General features: G+C 52.7%; 21 protein-coding genes. 19 read left to right on the forward strand and 2 right to left on the reverse strand.

Annotated elements, in window-relative coordinates:
* The first annotated feature begins 2 nt into the window (after nucleotides 1–2).
* The 10 genes from mutL (at nucleotide 3) to nhaC (ending at nucleotide 11,459) form a co-directional block, all read left to right on the forward strand.
* Nucleotides 3–1,799, forward strand: a complete 1,797-nt coding sequence (mutL, locus tag EVJ20_RS02830) for a DNA mismatch repair endonuclease MutL (protein WP_131506992.1) — start codon at nucleotides 3–5, stop codon at nucleotides 1,797–1,799.
* A 164-nt stretch (nucleotides 1,800–1,963) separates the two neighbouring features.
* A complete protein-coding gene (locus tag EVJ20_RS02835) occupies nucleotides 1,964–2,611 on the forward strand; it encodes a 50S ribosomal protein L25/general stress protein Ctc (RefSeq protein WP_131506994.1) in 648 nt (215 codons plus the stop codon).
* 208 nt (nucleotides 2,612–2,819) lie between these two features.
* The gene (locus EVJ20_RS02840) at nucleotides 2,820–3,659 is read left to right on the forward strand and encodes a formate/nitrite transporter family protein (protein ID WP_070327936.1); all 840 of its coding nucleotides are present in this window, start codon (nucleotides 2,820–2,822) and stop codon (nucleotides 3,657–3,659) included.
* A gap of 191 nt (nucleotides 3,660–3,850) precedes the next feature.
* A complete protein-coding gene (locus EVJ20_RS02845) occupies nucleotides 3,851–5,695 on the forward strand; it encodes an anaerobic ribonucleoside triphosphate reductase (protein ID WP_131465184.1) in 1,845 nt (614 codons plus the stop codon).
* Complete coding sequence (gene nrdG, locus EVJ20_RS02850) at nucleotides 5,673–6,128, forward strand: anaerobic ribonucleoside-triphosphate reductase activating protein (RefSeq protein WP_131506996.1); 456 nt, start codon at nucleotides 5,673–5,675, stop codon at nucleotides 6,126–6,128. Before EVJ20_RS02845 ends, nrdG begins: the two co-directional genes overlap by 23 nt.
* 55 nt (nucleotides 6,129–6,183) lie before the next feature.
* Nucleotides 6,184–7,002 (forward strand): fumarylacetoacetate hydrolase family protein, encoded by an 819-nt coding sequence (locus tag EVJ20_RS02855; RefSeq protein ID WP_131443861.1) that lies wholly within the window; start codon nucleotides 6,184–6,186, stop codon nucleotides 7,000–7,002.
* Between the two features lie 121 nt (nucleotides 7,003–7,123).
* Nucleotides 7,124–8,377, forward strand: a complete 1,254-nt coding sequence (locus EVJ20_RS02860; protein WP_131465182.1) for a S1C family serine protease — start codon at nucleotides 7,124–7,126, stop codon at nucleotides 8,375–8,377.
* A 54-nt stretch (nucleotides 8,378–8,431) separates the two neighbouring features.
* Nucleotides 8,432–8,776 (forward strand): DoxX family protein, encoded by a 345-nt coding sequence (locus EVJ20_RS02865; RefSeq protein WP_173647363.1) that lies wholly within the window; start codon nucleotides 8,432–8,434, stop codon nucleotides 8,774–8,776.
* Nucleotides 8,777–8,798: 22 nt separating this feature from the next.
* On the forward strand, nucleotides 8,799–9,896 hold the full coding sequence (locus tag EVJ20_RS02870; protein WP_131489807.1) for an amidohydrolase: 1,098 nt from the start codon (nucleotides 8,799–8,801) through the stop codon (nucleotides 9,894–9,896).
* A 162-nt stretch (nucleotides 9,897–10,058) separates the two neighbouring features.
* The gene (gene nhaC, locus EVJ20_RS02875; RefSeq protein ID WP_370246370.1) at nucleotides 10,059–11,459 is read left to right on the forward strand and encodes a Na+/H+ antiporter NhaC; all 1,401 of its coding nucleotides are present in this window, start codon (nucleotides 10,059–10,061) and stop codon (nucleotides 11,457–11,459) included.
* 15 nt (nucleotides 11,460–11,474) lie between these two features.
* Here nhaC and EVJ20_RS02880 read toward each other — a convergent pair whose 3' ends face one another.
* A complete protein-coding gene (locus tag EVJ20_RS02880) occupies nucleotides 11,475–12,671 on the reverse strand; it encodes an HTH domain-containing protein (RefSeq protein WP_131506998.1) in 1,197 nt (398 codons plus the stop codon).
* Nucleotides 12,672–12,752: 81 nt separating this feature from the next.
* On the opposite strand from EVJ20_RS02880, the gene EVJ20_RS02885 reads away from it, so the two are divergent.
* Complete coding sequence (locus EVJ20_RS02885) at nucleotides 12,753–13,883, forward strand: mandelate racemase/muconate lactonizing enzyme family protein (protein ID WP_131465174.1); 1,131 nt, start codon at nucleotides 12,753–12,755, stop codon at nucleotides 13,881–13,883.
* Nucleotides 13,870–14,541, forward strand: a complete 672-nt coding sequence (locus EVJ20_RS02890; RefSeq protein ID WP_131489805.1) for a hypothetical protein — start codon at nucleotides 13,870–13,872, stop codon at nucleotides 14,539–14,541. The genes EVJ20_RS02885 and EVJ20_RS02890 overlap by 14 nt, the downstream gene beginning before the upstream one ends.
* Before the next feature lie 35 nt (nucleotides 14,542–14,576).
* Here EVJ20_RS02890 and EVJ20_RS02895 read toward each other — a convergent pair whose 3' ends face one another.
* Nucleotides 14,577–15,326, reverse strand: a complete 750-nt coding sequence (locus EVJ20_RS02895; RefSeq protein ID WP_071397395.1) for a GDSL-type esterase/lipase family protein — start codon at nucleotides 15,324–15,326, stop codon at nucleotides 14,577–14,579.
* Between the two features lie 117 nt (nucleotides 15,327–15,443).
* Here EVJ20_RS02895 and EVJ20_RS02900 point away from each other — a divergent pair, with 117 nt between their 5' ends.
* From EVJ20_RS02900 to hfq, 7 genes are all read left to right on the forward strand, one after another.
* Complete coding sequence (locus EVJ20_RS02900; RefSeq protein WP_070327361.1) at nucleotides 15,444–16,364, forward strand: ABC transporter ATP-binding protein; 921 nt, start codon at nucleotides 15,444–15,446, stop codon at nucleotides 16,362–16,364.
* Nucleotides 16,357–17,355 (forward strand): ABC transporter permease, encoded by a 999-nt coding sequence (locus EVJ20_RS02905; RefSeq protein WP_070327360.1) that lies wholly within the window; start codon nucleotides 16,357–16,359, stop codon nucleotides 17,353–17,355. Before EVJ20_RS02900 ends, EVJ20_RS02905 begins: the two co-directional genes overlap by 8 nt.
* A gap of 179 nt (nucleotides 17,356–17,534) precedes the next feature.
* On the forward strand, nucleotides 17,535–19,064 hold the full coding sequence (locus tag EVJ20_RS02910; RefSeq protein ID WP_131465170.1) for a M4 family metallopeptidase: 1,530 nt from the start codon (nucleotides 17,535–17,537) through the stop codon (nucleotides 19,062–19,064).
* A gap of 130 nt (nucleotides 19,065–19,194) precedes the next feature.
* A complete protein-coding gene (locus EVJ20_RS02915; protein ID WP_131465168.1) occupies nucleotides 19,195–20,046 on the forward strand; it encodes a PPK2 family polyphosphate kinase in 852 nt (283 codons plus the stop codon).
* A 112-nt stretch (nucleotides 20,047–20,158) separates the two neighbouring features.
* A complete protein-coding gene (locus tag EVJ20_RS02920; protein WP_131440514.1) occupies nucleotides 20,159–20,752 on the forward strand; it encodes an AmiS/UreI family transporter in 594 nt (197 codons plus the stop codon).
* A gap of 237 nt (nucleotides 20,753–20,989) precedes the next feature.
* Nucleotides 20,990–21,940, forward strand: a complete 951-nt coding sequence (gene miaA / locus EVJ20_RS02925) for a tRNA (adenosine(37)-N6)-dimethylallyltransferase MiaA (RefSeq protein WP_070327357.1) — start codon at nucleotides 20,990–20,992, stop codon at nucleotides 21,938–21,940.
* 12 nt (nucleotides 21,941–21,952) lie between these two features.
* Nucleotides 21,953–22,201: an RNA chaperone Hfq gene (gene hfq, locus EVJ20_RS02930; RefSeq protein ID WP_016509830.1), complete on the forward strand. Its 249-nt coding sequence runs from the start codon at nucleotides 21,953–21,955 to the stop codon at nucleotides 22,199–22,201.
* The last annotated feature ends 34 nt before the right edge of the window (nucleotides 22,202–22,235 follow it).

Genomic DNA, 22,235 nt, shown 5'->3' on the forward strand with positions numbered 1-22,235 from the left:
CGATGGGAATCATTCAAGAGTTGCCAGAACAGTTAGCCAACCGGATTGCGGCTGGGGAAGTTGTCGAACGACCGGCATCGGTCGTGAAAGAACTCGTCGAAAACGCGATTGATGCCGGCGCGACGAAAGTGGAAGTCGAGCTAGAAGAGGCCGGGATCCGGCTCATCAAAGTGCGGGATAACGGCCAAGGCTTTTATGAGGATGACGCGGCCCGTGCTTTTTTAAGACATGCGACGAGCAAGATACGAGACGAACATGATTTGTTCCGGATCCGGACGCTCGGATTCCGGGGCGAGGCTCTCGCCTCGATCGCATCGGTCAGTCACGTCACGTTAAAGTCGCGCCGGGCTGATGAGGCCGGCTTTGAGATGACGCTACATGGCGGCGTCGTGATCGAGCAAACACCGACTGCTGCGAACGTCGGGACAGAGATCACGGTCAGTCAATTGTTCTATAATACGCCAGCCCGTTTGAAATACTTGAAAACGTCTGCGACCGAGCTCGCGAGCATCACCGACACGTTGAACCGGATCGCCTTGTCACACCCAGAAGTTCGATTGACGGCTTTCCATGAAGACAAGGAGCTGCTCCGAACGAACGGGAACGGGGACATCAAGCAAGTTATGCTCGCGATCTACGGTCGGCAAGTCGCCGCCCAAATCGTGACGGCGTCGAGCAAGACGAATGACTACAGCTTGAGTGCTCACCTCGTGCGGCCCGAAGTGACGCGTTCAAATAAACAGTATGTGACTTTGATCTTGAACGGGCGGAGCATCAAAAATTTCGCGCTCACGCAAAGCGTGCTCGAAGGCTATCATACGCTTCTGCCGATTGGTCGTTACCCGATCGCTGTGCTCGAAGTGAACATGGACCCGATGCTGATTGATGTCAACGTCCATCCGACGAAGCGGGAAGTGCGGCTGTCAAAAGAGAAGGAACTCTGTCAACTGATCCGGGAGACGGTTCAGCTGACACTTCGGGAGCAACGGTTGATCCCGTCGGTCAAACCAAGACAGCCGTCCGTTCCGACAGAGCAATCGAAGCTTGATTTCACCGTCGAACGCTCAGACACAACAGTTGAGCCGAGCGCATGGAACTATCCGATCCCACGCGAGCCGGTCACATCTCCGAGTCGCTGGTCGCCGACACCACTCGTTCAAGAGACACCGGTCGAAACAGTGCTGCCAGAAGAACCGGGGGTTGAAAAGGCGGAACGCCGGCTGCCGGCGCTCGACGTCATCGGCCAACTCCATGCGAGTTACATCGTCTGCGGCGCGGACGATGGCATGTACATCATCGACCAACACGCCGCCCAAGAACGCATCAAATACGAGCTGTTTTATGACCAACTCGGCCAGCCTGAAAAAGAGTATCAGTTGTTGCTGTTGCCGCTCACGCTCGAGTTCACCCAACAAGAGACGCTTGCGATCGAAGAAGTCGTCCCGCTTCTTAAAGAAGCGGGCCTCGATTTAGAGGCGTTCGGAGGCAATACGTTTCTCGTCCGGGAAATCCCGACATGGTACCCGCAGCACGATCTCGAAGGGACGGTCCGTGATTTGATCGAGATGGCGATTCGGGACCGATCAATCGATATCGCTAAATATCGCGAAGAGGCGTCGATCCTGATGGCGTGCAAACGATCGATCAAAGCGAACCATCCGTTAAACCTCGAGATGATGCGACAGTTGATCCGCGACCTTGGCGAGACGACGTCTCCGTATACGTGTCCACACGGACGTCCGATTTTAGTGAAGTGGAGTACGTATGAACTCGAGAAGTTGTTCAAACGTGTCATGTGACAAACGTTGTAATCTTATTTTAACCGACTGTAACGTTTATGGATGCTTAGCTATGGGAACAATATACACATGTCGTCAAACGCATCGAGGTTGAGAGGTGGAGTTCACACTGCCTCACCCTCAAGGTGTAGACATGATTCATAAACCAGTAGGGGGAAATGATTATGACAGACACGCTTAAAGTAACGACACGAGAATTACGACCACGTTCGGTTCGAACAAACTTACGTAAAGAAGGAAAAGTACTTGGTGTCGTTTACGGCTACAAAGTCGAAAGCACACCAGTCGCGTTTGAAGAAATGGCATTGCGCAAGATTCTCCGGGAACACGGTGACAACGCCTTGATCGAACTCAACATCGACGGCAAGAAAGTAAACACACTCGTTCACGGGACGGAAGTTGACCCGTTCACGAACACATACAAGCACGTCGAGTTCATGGCAGTCAAAATGGATGAGGCAACTGAAGTTGAAGCAGACGTCACACTCGTCGGCGACGCGAAAGGTGTCAAAGAAGGCGGCTTCTTGTCGCAAGCACTCTATAAAGTCACTGTTTCGGCAACACCTGCTAACATCCCAGAGCGGATCGAGCTCGACGTTAGCGAGCTAGGGATCGGTGACTCACTCACAGTTGCTGATATTCCGGAGAATAAAGATTACGAAATCTTATCTGAAGGCGATCTTCAAATCGCATCAGTGAACGAGCCGGTAGCAGTCGAAGAAGAGGAAACTGAAGGTGAAGAAGCTTCAGCTCCAGAAAAATCGACTAAAGCATCGACTGATGAGACGACAGAGTCTTCTGAGAAAGAATAATTGGTTTCATGCGGCCCTTTACGAAGGGTCGCTTTTTTTAGTCACAAATCCGACAAATGTAACCGATTACGATGTGAAAAGTATGTCAACAGTTCGAATGGGCAGTTGCAAAAATGTCGCTCCGGGCTTATATTGTTAATGATTTCACATGTTTGTTCTTATTATATGGTTCATTTAAACAGAAAGAAGGGTTTGTGACATGGCATCAATGGAAATCCATGCACTCGAATCATTACGCAAGAAAGCACAGGCTTCCTCAGCGATGATTCACTATCGGCCGATGGAATATTTTTTACGGGCAATGCTCGCGGGGATTTTTATCGGGTTCGCATCAATCTTCACATTAAAAGTCGTCAACGGCATGTATCTTGTAGATTCACCATTTACGACGCTCATCGGGGGATTCTCGTTCGGGATCGCGCTCGTCATGATCATCTACGGAGGCGCTGAACTATTTACCGGGAATACGATGTATTTTACGACTTCAACGATGCGTGGCTATACGACGCTGAGTGATACGATGCTCGTCTGGTTGCTTTGCTTCGTCGGGAACGCGCTCGGCGGCATTCTTTTCGCCTTGTTGCTCGCGCCGACTGGAGTCATTCAAGAGCTCGGCATGAACAACTGGTTATTTGCCGTCGTCGAGAGCAAGATGCATCATACGACAGTCGAAATCTTTTTTAGAGCCATCTTCTGTAACTGGATGGTCTGTCTCGCCATCTTCTTGCCGAAACAGATGAAAAATGAATTTGCCCAAATCTTCTCGATGATTTTCCTAGTAGCCGTCTTCTTCGCTTCAGGGTTTGATCACGTCATCGCCAACTTCGTCTTGTTCGCACTCACACTCGTTGTTCCGCATCCAGAAGCAATCAGCTTTGCTGGAGCCATCCACAACTTGATTCCGGCTACGTTCGGAAACATTATCGGAGGCGCGTTATTCATGGGAGCAATCTATACATGGTTGAACGCTAAAGGATTGCGTGAAGCACAAGAGTCAGAGCAAGAAGAAGTCGAACTGAAAATCGTCAAGCCAGCCAAAGAAGTATGACATACATCACGAAACGCACAGTCGAGCCCACATCAGGGATTCGGCTGTTTTTTTACGTTCGGGATCGGTTGCAACTGTCACAATATCGACGTGCCTCAAATCGATAAAACGTGACATAATCTATATATAGAATTTTTATCGGTTATCAGCCGTTAAATAATCAATATATAGCGAGGTGATGCGGAGTGAACATGCTCCAGCTTTATAACGATGTCTGTGTGCTACCAGATCAAGATTTGATCCAAGAGAACGCCAACGTCGACGGGAAGTCGCCACTCGGCAAACTAGCGCGCATATCTTCAGAAGTGTCAAAACAATTATCGACCACGTACCTATTGTCGGAACGGTCACGTCTAGCGATCCGTGATAACTACTTGTATGTGCATGACGCCGATTACTATGTGACCGGATCGACGACGTGTTGTCAAATCCCGCTCGGAGAGTTACTCGCGAACGGGTTCCACACCGGACACGGGACGATTCGTCCCCCGCAGGACATTCGTTCGGCGCTGGCGCTCGCCTCGATCATTCTTCAAGCGAATCAGAACATGCAGCACGGGGGACAGGCGTTCCCGATGTTTGACGTCGATCTCGCTCCTTACGTCGAGAAGACGTATGAACGTCAACTCGAGCGGTTGAACGGACTACCGATTGAGCTGACGGTGGAGCAACAACAGCAGATTGCTGAAGCAGAAACCGTATCGGCGACGTACCAGGCGTGCGAGGCGTTTATCCATAACGCCAACTCGATGCATTCGCGCGGCGGCGGTCAAGTTCCGTTCGTGTCGATCAACTACGGCACCGACACGAGTCGGTGGGGACGGGTGTTTATCCGCGAGTTATTAAAAGCGACAGAGCGAGGATTAGGCAACGGGGAGACGCCGATTTTCCCGATTCAAATCTTCAAAGTAAAGGAAGGCGTCAATTTCAATGACGGGGACCCGAACGTCGATTTGTTCCGCCACGCATGCCGCGTGACGGGCAAGCGGTTGTTCCCGAACTTCTCGTTCGTCGATGCGCCGTTCAACCTTCAGTACTATGACGGGACACATGCTTCGGAAGTTGCCTATATGGGCTGCCGGACGCGGGTGATGGGAAACCGTCATGGGGCAGAGACGTCGATCGGAAGAGGTAATTTATCGTTCTCGACGTTGAATTTAGTGAAGATGGCACTCGTGTCATCCGATATCGAGTCGTTTTATAAGACGTTGGATGGATTCGTTGACATCGCCATCGAGCAATTGCTCGAGCGCTTCGACTATCAATGCAAGCGACATGCGGACGAATTCCGCTTTCTTTATGCGCAGCACGTCTGGCGGGGGAGTGAGACGCTTTTGCCTGAATCGGAATTACGAGACGTGTTAAAACAAGGGACGTTGTCGCTCGGCTTCATCGGTCTCGCCGAAGCGCTACGCGTCCTCGTTGGCGGGACGCACGTTGAATCAAGAGAAGCAGAACGTCTCGGGCTTGATATCGTGACCCATCTCGCGGAACGGATGAGGCAGGCGGGAGACGATCATGATTTAAACTTTTCGCTACTGGCGACGCCGGCCGAAGGATTGTCCGGGAAGTTCGTGTTAAACGATCAACACGAATTCGGGATGATCGCCGGTGTGACCGATCGCGCGTTTTATACGAATTCGTTCCACGTCCCAGTTTATCAACACGTCTCAATCCGGGACAAGGTTCGAATCGAGGCACCATACCACGCCTTATGTGACGCCGGACATATTACGTACGTCGAGGTCGACGGTTCGCTCGCCCATAACCCGGAAGCGGTTGAATCGATCGTGCGGCTCATGCGGGCGCATGACGTCGGCTATGGCTCGATCAATCATCCGGTCGATCGTTGCGGGAGTTGCGGTCTAGAAGGAATCATCGACGAGTCGTGCCCGACGTGCGGGGAACGAGATCAAATCGAGCGGATCCGTCGTATCACCGGTTATTTGGTCGGGACGATGGATCGATGGAACTCGGCGAAACGAGAAGAAGAACGAGCGAGGGTGAAACATCATGCGCGTCCTATCCGTACTTGAAGAATCGGTCGTCGATGGTCCGGGCATTCGAACCGTGATTTTTACAGCAGGCTGTCCGCATCGTTGCCCGGGCTGTCACAACCCTGAATCGTGGAATCCGCGAGGCGGTCATGACATCTCGGTCGAAGAGTTGTTGGACCGTGTCGAGACGGCCGCATGGGAAGGCGTGACCATATCGGGCGGTGAGCCGTTCCTGCAACCGGCTGAGCTGTCGGAGGTCGTGCGCGGTTGCAAGACACTCGGGAAGAACGTCTGGATCTATACTGGCTACACGTTCGAAGCGCTACAACAGCTAGAAAATGAGGACATCGACATCGTCCTTGACCACGCCGACGTGCTCGTCGACGGGCGTTTCGAGCAGCCGCTCATGGACCGCTCGCTCCGTTTCCGGGGGTCGAGCAACCAGCGGATCATTTTTCTGAACAAAGCGTGATCGGGGCGACAACGCCCCGATTTTTTGTATACTAACAAAAAAGGGGGAAATCATTATGAAATGGTGTAGCTATGAAATCGAAGGGGAGACAAGAGTCGGGGTGGTCGAAGCGGACCAAGTATATGATGTCAGTGATCAACTACATACGAACTCATTGTTAGAAGTAATTGCTCGCGAATTTAAACCGGATATCGATCTAGACGTCGCAAGCGTACGAGCGCTCGAAGACGTCAAACTTCAAGCGCCATACCGGCCGCTGAAAAATGTCATCTGCATCGGGAAAAACTACGAGGAGCACGTGAAAGAGATGGATACGGCGGGAGCCGGTAAGCTCGTCATCTTCACGAAAGCACCGACCTCGGTCGTCGGTCCTGATGCCATCGTCGAGCGTCATGCAGCGCTTACCGACCAACTTGACTATGAGGGCGAGCTCGCCGTCATCATCGGAAAGTCAGGACGCGACATTCAAGACGTCGAGGACCACATTTTTGGGTATACCATCATTAACGATATTACGGCACGAGACGTGCAAAAGCAGCACGTCCAGTTTTTCCGCGGCAAGTCGTTCGACACGTTCTGTCCGTTCGGACCATTTATCGTCACGCCGGAAGAACTCGAATTTCCACTGTCAATCCGCACAGACGTGAACGGGGAAAACCGTCAGCTCGGATCGACAGATGACATGATCCGACCGATCGATGAACTGATTCGGACGCTCTCAGCAGGGATGACGCTCGAAGCGGGTGACATCATCGCGACCGGGACGCCAGCCGGGGTCGGACATGGGATGAAGCCACCGGTCTACCTCCAGTCCGGAGACCGGGTCGAAGTGACGATTTCCGGGCTCGGCACGTTACGGAACGACATCGTCTGACGAAATTGACGCAAATTGTGAAGAATCTTGTAATCGTTCCGTCAATTCCATGAAACGGTGCCGGCTTCTATTATACTCAGGGTAGAAGTTAGAGGAAACATCATTGAGGAGATGACATGTTATGGAACGAAATGATCGGCCAAATGAACAAAATCGACATGAAGATTGGTTAGATACAGAGCTAGGTTCGTCAAAGCGGGCGCCTGAGCCTCCGCAAGCAGAACAAGTCGCTCGGCCCTCTTTCATGAGCCGGATGTTCCCAGGGTTCATCGGCGGCGTCGCCGGGGCGTTGTTGACCGGTGCGATTGCGTTACCGTTTATCGATCAAGCACCTGACGTCACGTCGAATACGAATGTGACGTCAGACGGGACACCTGTCCAAACCTCATCGAACATCAAAGACACATCGGTCACCAATGCGGTCGCGGTGGCACAACCGGCAGTCGTGACCGTGAACAACTTCGCGGCGAGCGGATTCTCGAACGAAGCGGTCGAAGCGGGTGTCGGATCAGGGGTCATCTATAAAAAAGAAAATGGCTCGGCTTACATCGTCACGAACCATCACGTCGTCAATGGCGCCGACCGTCTGACCGTCACGTTCAACGACGGTTCAACTGCTGATGCGAAGCTCATGGGAAGCGATGCGACGTACGATTTGGCCGTGCTCGAAGTCGACGCGGACAACGTATCGTCTGTGATTAAGATCGGGAAATCGAGCGAATTGAAACCGGGGCAGACGGTCATCGCCATCGGTAACCCGCTCGGACAGTTTGAGAACTCGGTCACACGCGGGATCGTCTCTTCGACGTCGCGTCTCGTACCGGTCGATACGGACGAGAACGGACAAGCGGACTTTAATGCCGAAGTCATCCAAACGGATGCGGCCATCAACCCCGGTAACTCTGGTGGGGCGTTGATCAATGAATCCGGTCAGTTGATCGGGATCAACTCGATGAAAATCGCGACCGATTCTGTCGAAGGGGTCGGCTTCTCGATTCCGGTCGACATCGCGTTGCCGCTCATCAATCAAATTGAGCAGACCGGCGAAGTGAACCATCCGTCGCTCGGTGTCTCATTGCGTGACGTTAATGAGTTCCCGCCTGGTTATTTGACTGAACAGATCAAGCTACCGGAGTCGGTGACGGCCGGGACGATTATCGTCGACGTGCAGGCGAACAGTTCGGCGGCGGCAGCGGGCCTTGAGGCTCGTGACGTCATCGTCAAAATCAACGATCAACCCGTGTCCTCGTTCATCGATTTGCGGAGCGAATTGATTCGTGACACGGACGGCGTCGTCACGATCGAGTACGTCCGGGACGGCAAGACCGAAACGGTCGATGTCGAGATTCAAAATGCGAACGGAGACGCGTTGTAAAGATGGGCACGATGCCCATCTTTTTTGTTATGCTTAGAAAAAGGAGGGGATAACGTGATTCGTAAGTTATACGGTGTGTTATTTTTAGGGGCCGGCATCATGCATTTCGTTCAAGAGCGCGCCTTCATGTCGATTATTCCGAAATCATGGCCGTTCAAGCGCTTCATGGTACAGGCTAGCGGTGTGATTGAAGTCGTCTATGGCGTGTTGTTGCTCTTGAACAAAGGGACCGGTTTCGTCAAGAAGACGTTGCCAGCTTTTTTGATTGCCGTGTTCCCGGCAAACATCAATATGGCACTCAAACCATCCCGGATCGGGGGCAAGACGTTACCAAAATGGGTGACATGGGGTCGACTGCCGCTGCAATGGGTGTTGATCAAAGGCGTCAAGAAACTGTGACTACATAACGGGGGAATCAATCATGACTACGAACGTACTGAACTGGTTCGAGCATTTTCATGCTCATCCGGAAGTGAGTTGGAAAGAAGAAAAGACGACGAAGACGATTGCGGACATCTTGGCGTCATGGAACGTGCGTCACGAGACGTTTGACGACGTGACGGGTGTTATCGCTGAAATCGGCACCGGTGCCGACGTTATCGCCGTCCGAGCCGATATCGATGCCTTATGGCAACAAGTCGACGGAGAGTTCCGGGCCAACCATTCGTGCGGCCACGACGCCAACATAAGCATGGTGCTCGGCGCGCTCGAGCTGTTAAAGGACGAGGCGCTCTCGAAACGGATCCGCTTTATCTTCCAACCGGCGGAAGAACAAGGTAACGGCTCGCTCGCGATGATCAATAAAGGGGCACTTGACGATGTCAGCCACTTGTACGGCATTCATTTGCGCCCGCTCGAAGAGCTGAAGCGCGGCCAATACGCCGCTGCGATTCAACACGGCGCCGCTTTGTTCTTGAAAGGACGGATCATCGGGGACGATGCCCACGGTGCGAGGCCACACCAAGGTCAGAATGCGCTCGACGTCGTCTTCACGATTCAACAGATGTTGAAAAGCATCTATCTGTCGCCGTTTGAGCCGCATTCGATCAAGCTGACCGGTGTCCAGGCAGGAAGTGACAACATGAATATCATTCCGGGCAACGCCACGTTCTCGATTGACGTGCGGGCCCAGCAAAATAAAGAACTGCTCGAGCTTCGTGACCGTCTCGAGACGATGTTGCATCAAATTAGCGTGCTGCATGGCGTCGAGATCGAGTTGGAATGGCAAGACTTCACGCCGGGTGCCGAGATCGGGAAACACTCGAGCCGGATTACAGCAGAAGCGATCATCGCACTCCATGGCGAGGACGCGCTCGTCAATCGCATCGTGACGTCGGGAAGTGACGATTTTCATTTTTACACGGTCGAGAAACCGGGACTCGATGCCACGATGATCGGGATCGGGGCAAATTTGACGCCGGGACTGCATCACCCGCAGATGACGTTCGACCGCGACGTCTTGCCTGAAGGGGCGGCTTTGCTCGCCGAGACGCTACGCCGAGCGGTTGCAATACTATAAAGTGAAACGAAATGGACGGGGCGTGAGCTTGCCGTCCATTTTTTTGTTGCCAACTCCTCATGTAAGCGTTATCATAATTTCATTAGCGACAATATAACGACAATTCTGAATTTTCGCTAACGGGGAGGAATTTACATGGAACTGCAGGGGAACAGGCAAGACATGAAGCTTGGTTGGGCGTTGTTGCCGCTACTTGTCATGATTGGGGTCATGCTCGTCGCCATCGTCAAACTCGAGCAAGGGCCACACATCCCGCTCATCGTCGGGACGGCGACCGCTTCGCTTGTTGCGTGGCGTCACGGCTACAAATGGAAAGACATCGAGGAGATGATGTACAAGGGGATACGGCTCGCCTTGCCGGCGGTCGTCATCATCATCTTGGTCGGTTTGACGATTGGCGCCTGGATCGGGGGAGGCGTTGTCGCCACAATGATATATTTTGGGTTGAAGATCATCTCGCCGGCCTACTTCCTCGTGACGATCTGTCTCATCTGTGCGGTCGTTGCTTTATCGATCGGCAGTTCGTGGTCGACGATGGGGACGATCGGTGTCGCCGGGATGGGCATTGGGCTCAGCATGGGGATTCCGGCGCCGATGGTCGCAGGTGCCGTCATCTCGGGCGCCTACTTCGGCGATAAGATGTCGCCGCTGTCGGATACGACGAACCTTGCGGCCGGTTTGACGCATACGAACTTGTTCGTCCACATCCGTCATATGCTTTATACGACGATTCCAGGACTCATCATCGCGCTCGGCGTCTATTGGTGGCTCGGGACGCGTTTCAATGATACGGCGACGAATCCTTCAGATATCGTGCAGACGCTCGGCATTTTGGAGGACAGTTTCGTCATTTCGCCTTGGTTGCTACTGATTCCGCTCGCGGTCATCGTGCTCGTCACGAAAAAAGTACCGGCCATCCCGGCACTCGTCGTCGGGATCGCGCTCGGCTTCCTGGCCCAAGTCGTCATTCAAGGCGGATCGCTCTCGGATAGCGTCGGTGCGCTTCAAAGCGGCTATGTGATCGACACCGGCAATGAGCTCGTCGATAATTTATTCAGTCGAGGTGGGCTCGACGCGATGATGTATACCGTCTCGATGACGATCGTCGCGATGACGTTCGGGGGGATTTTGGAGTATTCGGGGATGCTGCAATCAATCATGAACCAGATCGTCAAACTAGCGAAGACGGCCGGCTCGATGATCGCATCGACGATTCTCGCCGGGATTGCGACGAACGCGACGTGTTCCGAGCAATACATATCGATCGTCGTGCCGGCACGCATGTTTGCCGGGGCCTATGAGAAGATGGGGCTCCACTCGAAGAACTTGTCCCGGGCGCTCGAGGACGGCGGCACGCTGACGTCAGTGTTCATCCCGTGGAACACGTGCGGGGTGTTCATTCTCGGGACGCTCGGTGTCGGGGCGTTCGAGTACGCGCCTTACGCCGTGCTCAACTTCGTCGTCCCGGTCATCTCGATCATCTATGCGTTCACAGGGTTCACGATCGAACGGATCACGGTGTTGCAAGCAGAAACACAAGTCGAAGATCAAGCGGCATTATAAAAATTTCCCGGCCCTCTAGGCCGGGAAATTGAATTTATAGACGGCACGGGGGCGGCCTTGGGCGTAACTCATTTCTTCACCAATGACGCTGACAAGGTATGCGTCGTGTAGTTTTTTGATGAGTCGCTCGGTCGTCCGTCGCGAGACGTTCAAGTAGTCGGTCAGCTCTTTGGCGGTGAACTCGAGTTTGCGTTTCGAGAATCGGATGATCTTGCCGGCGTTGGCCGGGCTGATGCCGACTTGTTTGACGATATCGAACGCAACTTCTTCGGTCACACGGTAAGAAGTCACGTCGTCGCGTTTCGGGAAAGACAATCGCTTCGAGTCGTCAACGATGCGGACTCGTTCGTCGGTGGCTGCAGACAAGGCGATTTGTGCATGTTCGTAAGCTTGTTGGTATTGGGTGCCGTAGCCGATCCCGATTGAAGAGTCAAAAGACGGGGGGGCGAGCGTGTTTTCTTCGAGGGCGCTGATCGTCTCGCCTTTCGTCGTCAACAGAGCGGTCCAGGGACCGTCCGTCGTTTCGAGATGTCCGCCGATATAGTGAACCGTTGCCAAATGGTCGCGGAGCGCCTCAGAATCGGTATCATATAAAATGATTGAAAATTGAGCGTTGTCCGCCAATAGTTGCCGAACACGTTGAATCAGTTGCTCGAGATGGTACCGGATCGTACTCGGCGGCTCGATCATGAGCTGACTCTCATAGCCTTGCTCCTGCAATTGGCGGTGGACACGCTCGATGCTCGTCAAGGCCAAGTTCGTTTGAGCGGGTTGTAAGTCCGCATGAAACGCGAATACGTCTTGAAAGTCGACGTCAGGATGAATCTTCATTAAACGAGGTGGTGTCGTCACTGCGGGGAGGGACGATAAAATCGCCGCCAACCGTTTCGGCTCGATCACATCGATCGACACGTGTTCGAGGGAGACGGCACGAGTGAGCGCCGCCGACAGGAGCGTCGTCAACAGCACGGTCTCGTCTTGGACGACGTGGTGCGCCATATTCGTACTGAGATAAGGCAGCGCGTACGAATAAGGGAACGATCCCGAGAAGAAGACGCCGTCGAACGAACCGAGCTGTTTGGCGATCGTGGCCGCCTCGTGCGGATGTTGATACGTATAGTAGGCGAAGCGAACATCTTCATAATCGGGGGCCAGCGCTGTGATGGTAGCGACGAAGTCGGCTGAACCGACGATTGCTAAATGAAGCGACATGCGAAAACTCCTCCTTGCAATTTAGCGACTATTTAACGACAATATATACAATGAACTTTTAAATGTAAAGGAGCACTTATCATGAAACTAGAAAAAATAGAACTGTTTGCGATTGAACTACCGCTCAAAGTCCCGTTCATCGTCAGCTACCATCGCTATGACGTCATGCCGTCGGTAATCGTCAAGATGACGACCGAATGCGGTCTCGTCGGGTACGGTGAGGCGGTTGCCGACGAACACGTGACGGGCGAGTCGCTTGAGAGTACGATCAGTGTCATTCGCCACTTGCTCGGTCCACTGTTGATCGGACGGAACCCGATGCATCTAGAACGGATTCACGACGAGATGGACCGGGCCATCCGTGACGTTCCAGCGGCCAAGGCAGCGCTCGACATTGCTTGCCATGACTTGATCGGGAAGAAGCTCGGACAACCCATCTACGAGTTGCTCGGCGGACGCTATCACGACGCCTTCCCGGTCACACACGTCTTAAGTATCGGTGAGCCTGAAGCGATGGCGGCGGAAGCGTCGGAACAGGTCGCAGAAGGTTACACGGCCGTCAAAATGAAAGTCGGCGTCGATGTCGCCTCGGACGTCCGTCGTGTCGCGGCAGTAAGGCAAGCGGTCGGTCCTGACGTCCCAATCCGTGTTGATGTCAACCAAGGCTGGGTAAACGCGGCGAAGACGCTGCAGGCGATGCGTAAGCTCGAACCGTTTGATATCGATTGGGTCGAGCAACCGGTCAAAGCCGACGATTTTGAAGGAATGCTCGAAGTTAAAGGCAAAATATCGGTCCCGCTTATGATTGACGAAGGGGTACGGGGTGTCGCCGACATGCGCCGCTTGACGATGATGCAAGCGGCGCATAAAGTGAACGTGAAATTGATGAAGTGCGGCGGCATCTATCCGGCGAAAAAACTCGTCCATATGGCCGAGATGTCCGGTATCGAGTGTCAAATCGGCTCGATGGTCGAATCGTCGATCGCTTCGAGCGCGGGCTTTCACGTCGCGTTCTCGAGTAAAATCGTTCAATCGGTCGAACTGACCGGCCCGCTCCGGTTCGCTACGGACGTCGGCAATTTGACGTACGATTTACCGTTCATCCGCTTGAACGACCGTCCGGGTCTCGGTGTCGACGTCGATGAGGACGTGCTCCGTCGCCTGACGACCGATTACTATGAAGTCGGAGGCGCCGATCATGTGGCACGGTGAATGCAATGGACTTGAACTCGACGTTCGGCATTTGACCGATATGGACTTGACGGCCATCGAAGCGGTGCAACAAACCGTGATTGCTGATCTTGCCGAAGGTAGCCATTACCAAGCGCTCACGACAGACGAATTCATGAAGCTGTTGTCGGATCAGACGATCATCGGCGCGTTCCACAAAGATGCGTTGATTGCGTTTCGGGCGTTGCTCATCCCGCCGCTCGATGACGAACATTTAGGTCGTGACATCGGGCGGCGTGAGGATGAACTCGATCGCATCATCTACCAAGAGGTGACGAACGTCGATCCGTCTTATCGGGGCTACCGTTTGCAGCAACATTTAGGGAAGCTGTTGATGGAAGAATTGAGCCAAGACGAGCGGTTTGACCTCGTCTGTGCGACCGTCGCCCCGTTCAACATCCCGAGCTTGAAGGACAAGTTTGTCCTGGGCCTAAGAATCGGCGCACTCAAACAAAAGTATGGCGGTAAACTTCGTTATATCTTTATGAAAGAACTGCATACGGGTTGGCGACCGTTAGGTGAGACGGCGTGGCTTGAGATGAGTGATACGGACGGCCAAGTCGAATTATTGAAGACGGGTTGGTACGGCACGGCGATGAAACGAGTCGACGAGACGTGGCTTATCCAATATGAACGGTAAAAATGGCCTGATCCATGTGATCAGGCCAAACGTGTTTAGTCGAGGATAAATAAAATGTCATCGGCAAGTTTTTCATACGTCCGATCGCTCGGGTGGAACTGATCGCTTGCGAGGTCTCGGGTGACGTCGCTCACGTACGCGAACGGATCGATCACGTCGATGCGGTAAGTATTCCCAAGGTTAGCCGCCGCAGCGTTCCAGTCGAGAATCAGCTGGTTGAACGCCTGTCCGTTCGTGTTCTCGGGGAACGGGTTGTAAAGCGCGATATAGACGATTTGAGCCGTGTCGTTCAGACCACGGATTTCTGCAAAGATATCATTTAAGTTTGCTTTAGCGTCCGTGACGACTTGTTCGATATCGACAGATTCGAAGTTATCGACGTTTTCGCCCCGGTTGAACAGGTCGTTGCCGCCGATCGTGAGCGTGATGTAGCGGGCGTTTTTGATTGTCCGCTGAACTTCCGGCTGAGCGAGCTGAGCGAGCAGGTCCTCGGTGCGTGCCCCCGATATGGCCAAGTTTTGTGTGCGGATATCTTGGTCTTCGAGAGCTGCGCTGACCGGTTGAACGTAACCGGCGCCTGACGTCGAACCGACGCCGCGTGTGATTGAATCACCGAGAGCGACGAAAATTTCGCCGTCTGGTTCAGGTCTCGTATCTTCGCTGACCGAGAGCGTACGCTCCGGCGGGTTGACGATGTCTTGATACCCAATCCAAAGACCAAACAAAGCCGTTGCCGTCAACAAGACAGAGCCGATTAAAAAGGCATACCATTTCCCATTTTTCATCTGATGACCTCACTTTCTATGTAACCATCATATCAAATATATTTGAACCTGCCCTATGTGAATGTTCGAATAGGACAGAAGCGGACGAGTCCGCTAGAATAGAGTTGAGGTGAGACGATGCAACCAACATTGAAAATAGACCATTTGACAAAAGTAATCGGGAAAAAAACCATCATCGACGATATCTCGTTCGATGTGTTTCCTGGGGAAGTGTTCGGCTTTTTAGGACCGAACGGTGCTGGTAAGACGACGACGATCCGGATGATCGTCGGCTTGATCAAACCGACGAAAGGGTCCGTCTCGATTTGCGGTTTTGGCGTCGAGCGCCAGTTCGTCCAAGCGATGAACCAGATCGGGGCGATTGTCGAGAATCCCGAGCTGTATAAGTTTTTGAGTGGCCGCGAGAACTTGAACGTGTTCGCGCGCATGTTACCGGGTATCACGGAGGCCCGGATTCAAGAAGTGATCGACCTCGTCGATTTGACGGCCCGGATCGATGACAAAGTGAAGACGTACTCGCTCGGGATGCGCCAACGGCTTGGAATCGCGCAAGCGATGCTCAACAACCCGCGTGTCTTGATTTTAGATGAACCGACGAACGGGCTCGATCCGATGGGTATCCGTGATTTGCGACTGTTTATCCGTCGCCTCGTCGAAGAAACCGGACTCAGTGTGCTCGTTTCAAGCCACATCTTGGCGGAAATTGAGTTGCTCGCTGACCGTGTCGCCATCATGTCGCGCGGCAAGATTGTGAAAGTCGGTACCGTTCAAGAGCTGATCAATGAATTGGCGTCGACGGTCGACGTTCACGTGGCGGACAGTTTTGAGGTGTTGCCGATTGTTCGTGGTTTTGAATCGATCGAGCAGGCGGACGTCGTCGACGAACGGACGATCCGTGTCTCGATGAACTTAGAAGACACGGCCCGATTAAATCGTTATTTGCTTGATCGAGATGTGGAAGTCTTTGGTCTCGAACGACGTGTTCAGACGCTCGAAGAACTGTTTATCACATTGACCGGGGGTGACCATATTGTCTAATCCATCTTTACTCGGCCTGATTCGTAACGAAGTGTTGAAGATCCATAATAAGCGACGACTATTGGTCGTCTCGGTCATCCTCGTCGTACTCGTCTCGATGTTCACGTACGCCAACTATCGTCAAATCGAGAAGCAGCGTGAAGAGCAAGGGACGATCGACTGGCGTGTCGACTTGCAGCAAGAGATCGTCGATACGCAAAACCGGCTCGCCTCGGCGAACGTCCAAGACGAGTTCCGGCAAATCCTCGAGTTCCAAGTGCAACAAAACCAATACTACTTAGATAACGACATCAACCCGAGTTATCCTGGGGCGCCGACGTTCATGCGTGTCTTCTTCTCCCAAGGGACAACGCTCGTCCTGCCGCTGTTCATCATCGTTCTGATGGCAGACATCGTCAGCGGCGAGCATAATGACGGGACGATCAAGACGCTGTTGTCACGTCCGGTCCGGCGCTTTAAGATTTTGCTGGCGAAATGGATGACGACGCTGTTGTACACATCGATCCTCATCTTCATCACGGCGTTCGTCAGTTACGCCATTTCCGGGATCGTGCTCGGATGGGACGGTTGGACCGCACCGATCTTGACCGGATTCCAGGCCTCAGCGACCGGGACGTTCTCGACCGACTTCGTCCATACGCTGCCGATGTGGCAATACTTGCTCATGTCGGTCGGTCTATCGTGGTTCGTCGTGGCGGCCGTCGGTACGATCGCACTCATGATTTCGGTCCTCGTCAAAAATACGGCGACCGGGATCGGGATCATGATGGCCATCCTCATTTCGGGACCGCTCCTCACGTCGCTCGGTTCGAACTGGGACAGCTCGAAATACTTGGTGAACGTCAACTTCGGTCTTCATACCTATCTCGAGGGGCAAGCCCCGCCGATCGATGGTATGACACTGCCGTTCTCGCTCATCGTCATTTTCGTTTGGACGCTCGCGGCGTTGGCGTACGCGTTCTATCACTTCACCCAAAAAGATGTCTATTAAATGAGAAAGTGTCACCATCCCGGTGACGCTTTTTTTATACGGTTGAAAGCACTAAACAGGAAGACTGAATAGGTTAAATGTCTCAATAGTTAGAATTGTCAAAATAATCAATAAGTTGGATTCCTTAACTGTGGGAAACTATGTAAAGTAAGAGACACCACATAAGGAGGGAAACACATATGAAAAAAGTTTTATCGACATCATTGATCGCAGGCGTCTTACTCGTTCCACAATTCGCCGGGGCGGCAGAACTGAAGACAGGCACGTTGACAAAACCATCGACTGAGGCGCCGGCGACGATCGTCAAAGAGTTCGCCAAAGCGAAAGGAGAATTCAAGACGATCGAATCGAAGCGCGACAAAGTCGGACAAGTCGTCAAACTCCAACAGACGGTGGACGGTGTTCCCGTATTCGGCGGTATCGTCGTCGGAGTGGTCGACGAGGCCGGGCAATTGAAGACGGTCGTCGATGACACGAAACAACTGAAAGGACTACATAAATCGATCAAACTGAACGAACGAAAAGCAGTCGCCCGCTATAAAGAACTTGTCGGTCATACAGGCGCCTACGAGCTCGAGCCGGCAGCGGAACTCGTCATCTACCCGAACAAAGGTGAAGCGGCTTATGCCTATGAGGTGACCGGGACGATCCTCGATGCTGAGGAACCATCACGTTGGACGTACTTCATCGATGCGGCGAGCGGCGAGGTGTTGAACAAATACAACCAGTTGGCTCACGCCAAACCGGCGAACGGCGTCACAGGAACGGCGTTTACCGGAACGGGGATCGACGTGCTCGGACAGAGCCAAACGTTCAAGACGACGAAGAGCGGTTCATATTACTATTTACAAGACTCGACGCGCGGTAAAGGCATCTACACGTACGATGCCGGCAACCGGACACGTCTTCCCGGATCACTTTGGGCCGACGTCGATAACGTCTTGAACACGACGTATGACCGGGCCGCGGTCAGTGCGCACGTGAATGCGACTAAAACGTACGATTTCTTCAAAAACACTTACGGCCGCAATAGCTACGACAACAACGGGGCGGCTCTCAACTCGACGGTCCATTACAGCCGCAGTTACAACAACGCGTTCTGGGACGGCAGCAAGATGGTTTACGGGGACGGGGATGGACAGACGTTCACGTACCTCTCGGGTGCGCTCGATGTCGTCGCCCACGAGTTGTCACACGCCGTCACCGAGTACACGGCCGGTTTGATCTACCAGAACGAATCGGGTGCGATCAACGAAGCGGTGTCTGATATCTTTGGTACGGTCGCCGAATACAGTGTCGGATCGAACTTTGACTGGTTGGTCGGGGAGGATATCTACACGCCAGGCGTTGCAGGGGACGCTCTACGTTCGATGTCGAACCCGGCCGCTTACGGTGACCCGGATCACTATTCGGTGCGTTATACAGGAACGCAAGACAATGGCGGTGTCCATATCAACTCAGGAATCGTCAATAAAGCGGCCTACTTGTTAGGTAATGGCGGATCGCATTACGGTGTCTCGGTCCAAGGTGTCGGCGTCATGGAGATGGGGGACATCTACTACCGCGCCCTCACGGTCTACTTGACACCGACTTCGAACTTCTCGAGTCTTCGCCAAGCGGTCGTCCAATCGGCTAAAGACCTTTACGGTTCGACGAGCACACAAGCCGTTGCTGCCGCGAAATCGTTTGACGCGGTCGGCATCTATTAATCGGAATCAATTAAGTAGACAGACATCTCTTCCCGCGCGGAAGAGATGTTTTTAGTTTAGTAGGTGATAGACTCGCTAAAGAGGGTAAATAGGGTTGTAGTTTAAACTGAACTGATTCAGAGGAGGATTTATGAATATTCACCAATTTCGTATCGACCATAAAAATGGAATTCGCTTGAGCGACTTCCAAACGAGCATGCAAGACCGGCCGTCTGATGAGACGTTGACTGAGGAATTGATTCCAAAAAGTGTCGACAGGTTAAAAGAGTTACATTGGAAGCTATATGCCGAGGCTAAAAAGGGTGTCGTCGTCGTCTTGCAGGCGCTAGATGCCGGAGGGAAAGATGAAGCGATCAGCTATATCTTCTCAAACCTGAATGCCCAAGGGTTGAAGACGAACGCCTTCCAAAAGCCGTCGGACACCGAAAAGAAACATGACTACTTATGGCGGATGCACGATTTGATGCCGGAGCGGGGTCAAGTCGGTATTTTGAACCGATCGTATTACGAAGAAGTCATCGCACCCCGCGTCCACGATCTACTAGGCGACGAGGTGATCCCAGATGAAGCGAACGTATGGGCTGTGCGCTACCGTCAGATTAACGATTATGAGCAGTATCTTAAGGAGAACGGCTTTGAGGTCATCAAATTTTTCTTTAACGTCTCAAAAGAAGTGCAACGCGATCGTCTGCTCGAACGCTTGAAAGACCCGAAGAAGAATTGGGAGTTTTCATTCAGTGATGTCGAGGAGCGGAGACATTGGGACGATTACCAGGCCATCTTCGAAGACATGTTGTCGAATACGTCGACAAGTCAGGCACCATGGTATATTCTTCCGGCCGACGATGACTGGTACGCGCGTTACATTGTCTCGACCGTTATGATCGACGTGCTCGAGAACATCAATCCGCAGTTCCCGACGTTCACGGAAGAGGAGCAGGAAAAGATTGACGAGGCGATTAAAGAGTTAGAAAGTGAATGATTGAGCGTCGTGTACTGAAACGATTGATTTCCCTATTGCGTTGAAAGCGAATCCAATGTACAGTGGACGTATCGAATCAGACGTCAGACATCTATACAAAGGAGCAATCATTGTGGGGAATATTAGTTTGTTGTTCGGCGGCGTGGCACTGTTCATTAACAGCCTCGTCCTGTTTGGGAAAGTCGATATGAAAAGTGCCGGGGTGTTCAGCCTGTTCACCGGCATGTTCCAGGCGTTCATCGCGACATGGCTCGTCATCGGGGCGAGCCCGTCAGAACTGTTTGGATACGCAGGTATTTACTTGTTCGCATTCACGTATTTGTACGTCGGTGTGACGTTCATCTTTAACTTGGACGGACGCGGTGTCGGCTGGTTCTCACTGTTCGTCGCGATTTCGGCACTATTTTACGCCGTCGTCGGGTTCGCGAACGGTGACAGCATGGGCGCGGTGACGTGGTTGTTCTGGTCGTTCCTTTGGGGATTGTTCTTCTATGGGATGGCGCTGGAACGAGCGATCGACGGCGTGACAGCACGCGTCGCCTTCGTCCTCGCTTGGTTGACGTTGATCGTACCCGCATTGCTCGGCTTGGCCAATTTGATGACGCCGCTCTATGACGTCATTTGGTGGGCGGCGAGCGGTACGGCTGTTCTCTACTTTGCCTTCGCGATGTCGCGGTTCAAACGCCAAGTCGAGACGGCAAACTAAAAACGCTCATCCTGAGCGTTTTTAGTTTGCATGTTAAATTGTGTCTAATGTGTGAAAAGTGGGAAAGGAGTAGGTAAAGGAGGCGGTCACAGATGAGTGATGGCTTGATTTTACTGCTCGGTTTATTAATCTGCGGTTGGATGCTGTTTGCGGTCGTGTTTGATGATACAATTAAAAGAAGAATTTGACGGGCCGTTTCCTTTTTAGGAACGGTCTTTCGTTTGAGGAGTGACAGAAATGAAAAAGACACCAGTCATCGTGATTGTCGGGCCGACGGCAGTCGGGAAGACGAAGACGGGCATCGAGCTCGCCAAGGCGTTCGACGGAGAAATCGTATCAGGCGACTCGGTCCAAGTGTACCGCGGAATGGATATCGGTTCCGCCAAAGTGACGGTCGAAGAGGCGGAAGGTGTACCGCATCATTTGATCGACATTTGTGACCCGGATGAAGCGATGAGCGTCGCCAAATTTCAACGTCTCGCCCGCGCGGCGATCGACGATATCTACTCGCGCGGGAAGGTGCCGATTGTAGTCGGTGGGACGGGCCTGTATATTCGGGCGATTTTATACGATTACGAGTTCACGGAGCGACCGGTCGATACGGAACTGCGTGCAGCGCTTGAAGCCGAAGCGGAAGCACACGGCGCCGAGGCGTTACATGATCGCTTGCGTGGCCTCGACCCGAGGCGCGCCGACATCATTCATCCAAATAATGTCCGCCGTGTCATCCGTGCCCTCGAAGTCGCGCTCTCAGGTGACGAGCAGGCAATGGATAGTGCCCCATCTGAGCATTACGATTATAAGTTGTTTGTCCTGCACGCCGATCGCGACGTCTTATATGAGCGGATCAATCATCGCGTCGATTTGATGATCGAAGCGGGTCTCATCGAAGAAGTCGAGCGCTTATTGCGTGCCGGGTACCGGGAGACACAGGCGCTACGGGCCATCGGCTATAAAGAAGTCGTGCCGTACTTAGACGGGAAACTGACGCGAGAGCGGATGACCGAGACGTTGAAACAACATACACGCCAGTTTGCAAAACGGCAATTAACGTGGTTCCGTCATCAATTTGATGGGATTTGGGTAGATATGGGAAAGAAATCATTTGAACTATCGTATAAAAATATCTATGATGAGGTTGAGGAGTTTTTTCGAAAATTCCGATTATTTGAACGAGACATAGACTAGGGGGAATGCAACATGAAGGCAAGCTATAACATCCAAGATCATTTTCTGAACCAATTGCGCAAAGAGATGGTTCCGACGACCGTGTTTTTAGTCAGTGGCTTCCAAATTCGCGGAGTCATCAAATCATTTGACAACTTCACAGTGATCGTCGAGTCGGAAGGGCGCCAACAGTTGATTTATAAACATGCGATTTCGACGTTCTCGCCAGCACGGAACGTCACGTTGTTCGAACCGGAAGCGGTCGAGATGACGGAAGGTTAATTGAAGCATAAGAAAAGAGCGGCCCGGGGACCGC

The sequence above is a fragment of the Exiguobacterium sp. SH0S1 genome, assembly GCF_004337165.1.
In the GTDB taxonomy this organism is placed as follows: domain Bacteria; phylum Bacillota; class Bacilli; order Exiguobacteriales; family Exiguobacteriaceae; genus Exiguobacterium; species Exiguobacterium aurantiacum_A.